Origin of the sequence: Microcoleus sp. S13_C3, assembly GCF_036700905.1 — a bacterium.
In the GTDB taxonomy this organism is placed as follows: domain Bacteria; phylum Cyanobacteriota; class Cyanobacteriia; order Cyanobacteriales; family Microcoleaceae; genus Microcoleus.
This window is the reverse complement of sequence record NZ_JAUBPT010000259.1, coordinates 1-6,287: the sequence shown is the minus strand read 5'-3', so window position 1 is coordinate 6,287 and position 6,287 is coordinate 1. Positions and strand designations below refer to the sequence as shown.

Sequence of the window (6,287 nt, the reverse complement as noted above, 5' to 3'; positions counted from 1 at the left end):
CTAAAATCTCAAATCGATGGGCTGTTGACTGTTAAAAATCTAAAATCTAAAATCTAAAATCTCAAATCGATGGGCTGTTGACTGTTAAAAATCTAAAATCTAAAATCTAAAATCTCAAATCGATGGGCTGATTACTAATTACTGATAAATCTAATTGTCGTCATCCGATTGTATAAATCCGGGGCGGTGCGAATGATTTTTCTCAGAAGCTCATCCGTCACCCAAAAGACGAGGGGAAACGAAAATGTTTTGCTGAATTCGCTGCATAGTAGGTTGGTAGAAACCAGCAATCGATCGATCGGCTGCACTGATTCCAAACCAAGGAGCATTAAAGCTGGAGGCTGTTCCCCGTCTATTTCTGCTGCGATTGTCGTGTAGAGAGTTGTCGCCGATTTGGGCAAAAACAGTTGCCGCGGTTTCACTGGACAATTTACTTGCAGTCGATCGACTATTTGCTGCCGCAAAGCCAGCGAGTTGCAGTTGACTAAAACGAAAGAAAAGTAACCTTGGGAAAGACGGAGCGCCCGAATTAAAGTTGAGAACGACCGCTCGTTATATTTAGCTAAGTCGTACTTAGCTGCATCCTCTTTAGCTGTATTTTCTGAGCTTTTCTCGACAAACATAAATTGCATATTTTTTATCTAGTTTTAGAGATTTTCTAGATTAAATGATGTTTCTAAAGAAAATGTGAAGATATGAAATTTATTTTTCCTTGGAAAACATTTTGGTAAATATACCACGGTTTTAAGTTAATATCAATAGTCCGATCGAAATAGTCCGATCTACTGATTTGGCTTGAACCACTCAAAAATCACCTGCGACGGCACAACACAAGTATAGCCGCAGCAAGAAGGAAGAAGGCAGAAGCATATTTCGCAAGGGTTTCCGCAATTAAGAACGTTCTTAATATATGGCACGATTGCTAGATTTAATGTAATTAAACATACAAAAAAAATCACCGGGACTTCTCAGCCAGCGGCAAAGTAAACCAAAAACTTGCCCCAGCACCGGGAGTGCTAATTACCCCTATTTGGCCGCCGTGAGCGCCAATAATTTGCCGACAAAGATATAGACCCAAACCCAAACCGACGGAGTGTCGGGATCGATCGCCCCTAACGTAAAGGTCAAAAAGATGTTCGCACTGTTCCGGCAATATTCCTGCCCCGTCATCTTCCACGGTACAGTAAATCATCCTACTTCCGGGATTGGGGATTGGGGATTGGAGATTGGTAATGGGGAATTGTGGATTGGCCATCGGTAATTTGTCGATGTCTTGTTTGGCTGTTTTTTGATTTATAGTTAATTTCCCCGCCTTGATTACTTGAGCCGAAACTGTTAAATTCAGTCCGGGCATATTGTGTTTCAAGGCATTAGCAATTAAATTAGAGAAGACGCGCCACAACTGAGTTTTGTCAGCATTCACGGCTGGCAAATCTTCGGGAACCAAATTTTTAAAAGTAGCTTTACCCTCATTCATTAAAGGCTCCAAATCTGTCGCAGCCGCTTCAACTATCGCCCTCAAATCAACCGATTCGCAATGCAAAACCAAACCGCGCAATTCCCCGGCGTGAACTTCCAACAGCGAATTTATCAAGCGCAATTGCTGCTCGCTACCTTGAATCATCCGATCCAAAATAGAACGGGGAATGGCGATCGAATCCCCAGTTTTCGTCTGCCAATTTTTCAGCACCATTAACATTCCCGCCACCGGGTTTCGCAAGTCGTGAGAAAGAGCGTGGATAAACAGCCGCAGCGATTCTTGTGCCTGTTTGCGCTGCGTGATATCCTCAATTAAACCCTCATAATAAAGCACGGCGCCGCTGCTGTCCCGTACCGCCCGCGCCTTCTCAGAAATCCAGACAATACTGCCGTCACAGCGGTAAATTTTAGATTCAAAATCCGATACTGTGCCGCTTTCCTCGATCGATCGCAAAAACTCATTTCTGCGAGCCGGATCGACGTACAACTGCCGCTCAATATCAGTAAACTTTGCCGTCACTTCTTCCGGGGAATCGCAGCCGTAAATCCGCGCTAAAGCTGGATTTGCAGTAATATAACGGCCATCGGGAGTGCTTTGAAAAATCCCCTCGCCCGCATTCTCAAAAATGCTGCGGTACTTCGCCTCCGCCGCCTCCAACTGCTGGTAAGCAGATTCCAACTCACGCCTCGTACTAAACTCTTTCCGTTGCAGACATTCGTACCAATAAACCGACAAATCGCAAATCAAACAAAACCAAAACAAATATAAGTACAACCCGGTCAACTTAAAAGGAGTATACTTAGCAAAACTTAGATTTAAAACCAAATTTATCCCGACGTGGCAAAACAAAACGCCGAGTTGAGAAATCAGGTGGAGACGCCAGCGGACGGGCATCAGCGTAGCTTGGATTAGAAACGCTAAACTCCAGGTAAAAATTGGTAATTCCCCGGCTTGTGCGACAGCTAGCCCAATCTGTACAACCACCGTCAGCGACCACGAAAAACCCAAAAATAGCAAACCGGGATAGCGCTGTCCGAAGGAGGTTTTTTGCAACACAAAACAGGTCAACAAACCCAATTCTACAGCAGCGCTCGTGTACAAATAAACACTTTCAAACTCCTGGCGAGCGAAGAATCTTTCGCCCAGAAAATAGACCGTTATTGTGAAGGCAAAAAAGATGGCAATTCCGACAGCAGGACGCAGCCGATCTCGGAGGAAGCGATCGCGCCACACCTCGTAAACCATTAACGCCTGAACTGATTTTGCATTGCCCAAATAGTTCATACCATTTTAGATTTGAGATTATATCAATTCCGGTTGCACCGGAATGACAGTTGACTGTTGACTGTTGACTGTTGACTGTTGGCTGTTGACTGTTGACTGTTGACTGTTGGCTGTTGACTGTTGACTGTTTACTGTGAGTCGAAAAACTTAGTTGTTGTGTGGATTTTAGATTTTAGATTTTAGATTGAGAAAGATCGATCGTCCGAGTTGACAACAGGTAGCGAAAACCAGAAAGTCGAGCCACCGCCGGGAGTGCTTTCGACGCCGATGAAGCCGCCGTGAGCTTTGATAATTTGCTTGGAGAGGTACAATCCCAAACCCAGCCCTGTTAATTGTCGGCTATTAGGGTCTTGAACGTAAAGTTCAAACAGAGATTCCCGCTGTTTGGCGCTGATTCCCACTCCATTATCTGTTACAGTACAGCGAACCATTTTTACGGTGACTCCGGGCAATTTGCTGCAGCTATTGCCAATTTGACCCTGAGAGCGGGGCATTTGGCAACTGCCGTCGAGGTTAAATTTGGCCAGGGTTTCCTGATTGTTCAGGCTGGTCTCGCCCATCCCAGGACGATCGCCCGCAGCAGATATCCGGTTAGCGATACAGCGGGCAAGCGGATTATTGGGCGATGTTAAACCATGTAAATTTTCTTCATAACTTAGCGCCGTTTCAACTTCAATTACCTCGGCTTTCAAAGTTATATTGACTCCTGGAGGATTGTGTTTAATAGCATTAGTCAACAGATTTTCTAGCACCCGCTGCAAGTGTTGGCGATCGGCATTGACTTGTGGCAAATCCGCCGGAATATCCTGAGTCAAAGTTGCTTGATTTTTGGCCAGAACCGATTCTAAATCGGCAACAATGGCTGAAGCTAAAGACGGCAAATACAGTGGTACAGTATTGAGAACAATCCCTTTGACCTCGCTAGCGTGAGCGTCTAGCAGGGCATTAACCATAGTCAACTGGTGTTCGCTGGCCTGAACGATGCGCTGCAAAATCGATCGAGAAACCGGAACATCTTGTAGAGAATCAGATGCCGATTTGTTGAGCAAATTTTTCAGCAGTATTAACATTCCCATAACAGGAGTGCGGAGATTGTGAGAAACTGCGTGCAAAAATAGGTCTTTCAGCCGATTGCTTTCTTGCAACTCGTGCATTTTTTGCTGTAGTTGGTGGGTGCGTTCCTCCACTTGAGATTCCAAGTTGGCATTGAGAGCTTTTACCTGCTGCAAAAGTTGGGCTTGCTGTAGAGCGATCGCCACTTGGGTAGCGAGTTTTTCCAACAAATCAATTTCAAATTCCTGCCACTGCCGGGGCCCGGAGCACTGGTTGACGGCCAAGATCCCGAACAATTCATCCCCCAGGAAGATCGGCACATTTAACGTCGCTCTAATTTGATAATCGCTGTACAATTGGGAAATTGGAACGCTCTGTTGAACGCTAGCAGTATCGGAGAGAGCTCGGACGCGGTTGTTAGCATAAAAAGTTTTCTGGCTTTCGAGGTGATTCTCGTCAGCGAGTACCCACCCCAAAAGAGAACGGCATTGGCTTGCCACAGACTCAGCCACAACCTTACCGTACACCGGGCTAGGAAGATTTACCCCGTCCGCGTCCACAATACCGATGAAAGCGCGGTCTGCCTTGAAAAATTGCCGGACTTCGGCAACAGTAGTATTGAGAATTTCTTCGAGGTCGAGGGAGTTGCGAATTCGCAGGGCGATTTCTGAGAGCAAGCGATCGCGATCCGAGGACGCCCGCAAAGCGGTTTCCGCGCGGTGGCGTTCGGTAACGTCTTGGACTGTGGCGGCGATCGCCCCTGACTCAATTGCCGACTGTTCGCAGACAGTGCGTTCGGAGCCATCAGCCAGCACAATTCGGTAGTTAATGCAATAGGCTTGGCGATCAAACATAGCTTGGCGCTGCGATCGCGCCACCAATTCTCGGTCTTCTGGATGTACGGCCTGCAAAAAAACTTCAGGTGTCGGTTTGACAGTTCCAGGAGCAAAACCCAAGAGGCGGTAAAGTTCGTTTGACCACCGCAATTCGATATTGGATATATGATGTTCTGCGGATTCTTGGCAGTTGTAAGTTGCTGTGAGGGCGGCGCAATTTAAATCCCAATTTCCCAAGTGAGCGATGCGCTGAGCGTTGGCTAAACTAGCTTCGCGATCGCGCAGCATGGCGGCCGTGCGGCGCACCTCAAAGAGCGCTTGCTGGCGTTCTGCTACGGCGGCGGCCAACATCAGAGCCACAAGGGCGATCGTACCGGTAAAAGCTTGTAAAAATAAAACCGCCTGTTTGAGATTATCGCTTTTGGCCAAAAACGGGCCACCTCCCTGCACTGCTCCCCAAATCGCGATGTAAGAGACGATCGAATAAGCAAAAATCGCTCCCGCCGGTTGAAACCGCAGGGCAGCCCAAACTATCAGAGGAAAAGGCAGATACTCCAGCGGATACTGAGCGATCGCCGCCTGTGTTTTTGAGCAAAAGAACAGCCAGCTCACGCTCAGCAAGAGAGCCAGCCACAGCGCTACTTCTGAATAATTAATGATTAAAAATAGAAGATTATAGCGGTTTTCCTTTGCAGAAAATCTCCTTTGATAATTTGTAACTTGTGATTGGTAATTATCCCCCTTAAAAAATGCTTTTAAACTTGAAATAATCCGAGATAGTCTCTCACCTCTTACACCATTGTCAAGAACAGGCAAGATGCCTGTTCCACAAGAAAATTCATCTCTTGTGGAACAGGCATCTTGCCTGTTCCTAAACAAGTAATTGAGAATAATGAAACATCTCAGTTTTAGTGGAAATTTAAAACTGTTAACGACGTGGTTCAAAGTCAGCAGCACAGGCGTCACAATCAAAATTCCCATGCCGTCTCCGAGCCACGTAGTCCACCAGTTGCGAGAGAAATTGCTCCACTGAGCCCAACCAAAAATGCACGTACCCAAGTTGCCGAGGATAGAACCCACAAGAGTAGACCCGATGACAGCGCCCGCTACTAAAGCCAGAACATCTCGCAATCGATCGAGTTTGGTAGAAAATCCGCTCCAAGTCAGCCAAGCCTCTCCAGCCAGCGCTTGCAGGGTGACGCTAAAGGCCGATGTGGCAATGACAGCCGACGGTATACCGCCGGTAGAGTTTAACAGCACTGAACCGAGGACAATTCCCGGCCACATCCGTCGCCCTTGCAGTAGCAGTGCCGCTAGAGCAATACCGGCGGGCGGCCACACGGGGGAGGGTTCGGCTTTCACCAGTCCCAGCATCGACGCTGCGAGTTTTCCGGTAACAAAGTAGGCCAGCGCCAGGATGCCGGTGTACAGAAGCGTTCGAGTGCGGCGGTTGAGCAGTTTCATGTTTAGGTGCGATCGAATCCTCCATTCCTAGTTTTTAATTTAGGCGGCTTTGGGGCGATCGAACTTCCTCCTGACGAATCACCTGACTGGGGGAGTTGACTGTTGACTGTTGACTGTTGACTGTTGACTGTTGACTGTTGACTGTTGACTGTTGACTGTTGACTGTTGAC

The 6,287-nt window shown here is 47.2% G+C and carries 3 protein-coding genes; all 3 read right to left on the bottom strand.

All coding sequences use genetic code 11. The features are described 5' to 3' along the window. Nucleotides 1-134: 134 nt before the first annotated feature. Nucleotides 135-632: a hypothetical protein gene (locus tag QUA16_RS35025; protein WP_333181729.1), complete on the bottom strand. Its 498-nt coding sequence runs from the start codon at nt 630-632 to the stop codon at nt 135-137. A 323-nt stretch (nt 633-955) separates the two neighbouring features. Next, nucleotides 956-2,764, bottom strand: coding sequence for a PAS domain-containing sensor histidine kinase (locus QUA16_RS35020; RefSeq protein WP_333109243.1), 1,809 nt, complete (start codon nt 2,762-2,764; stop codon nt 956-958). A gap of 179 nt (nt 2,765-2,943) precedes the next feature. Next, nucleotides 2,944-6,117, bottom strand: a complete 3,174-nt coding sequence (locus tag QUA16_RS35015) for an MASE1 domain-containing protein (protein WP_333109242.1) — start codon at nt 6,115-6,117, stop codon at nt 2,944-2,946. Between the last annotated feature and the right edge of the window lie 170 nt (nt 6,118-6,287).

Coding starts and splice junctions, on each gene's coding strand:
- QUA16_RS35025 (WP_333181729.1), bottom strand. CDS start 632: ATGCAATTTATGTTTGTCGAGAAAAGCTCAGAAAATACAGCTAAAGAG.
- QUA16_RS35020 (WP_333109243.1), bottom strand. CDS start 2,764: ATGAACTATTTGGGCAATGCAAAATCAGTTCAGGCGTTAATGGTTTAC.
- QUA16_RS35015 (WP_333109242.1), bottom strand. CDS start 6,117: ATGAAACTGCTCAACCGCCGCACTCGAACGCTTCTGTACACCGGCATC.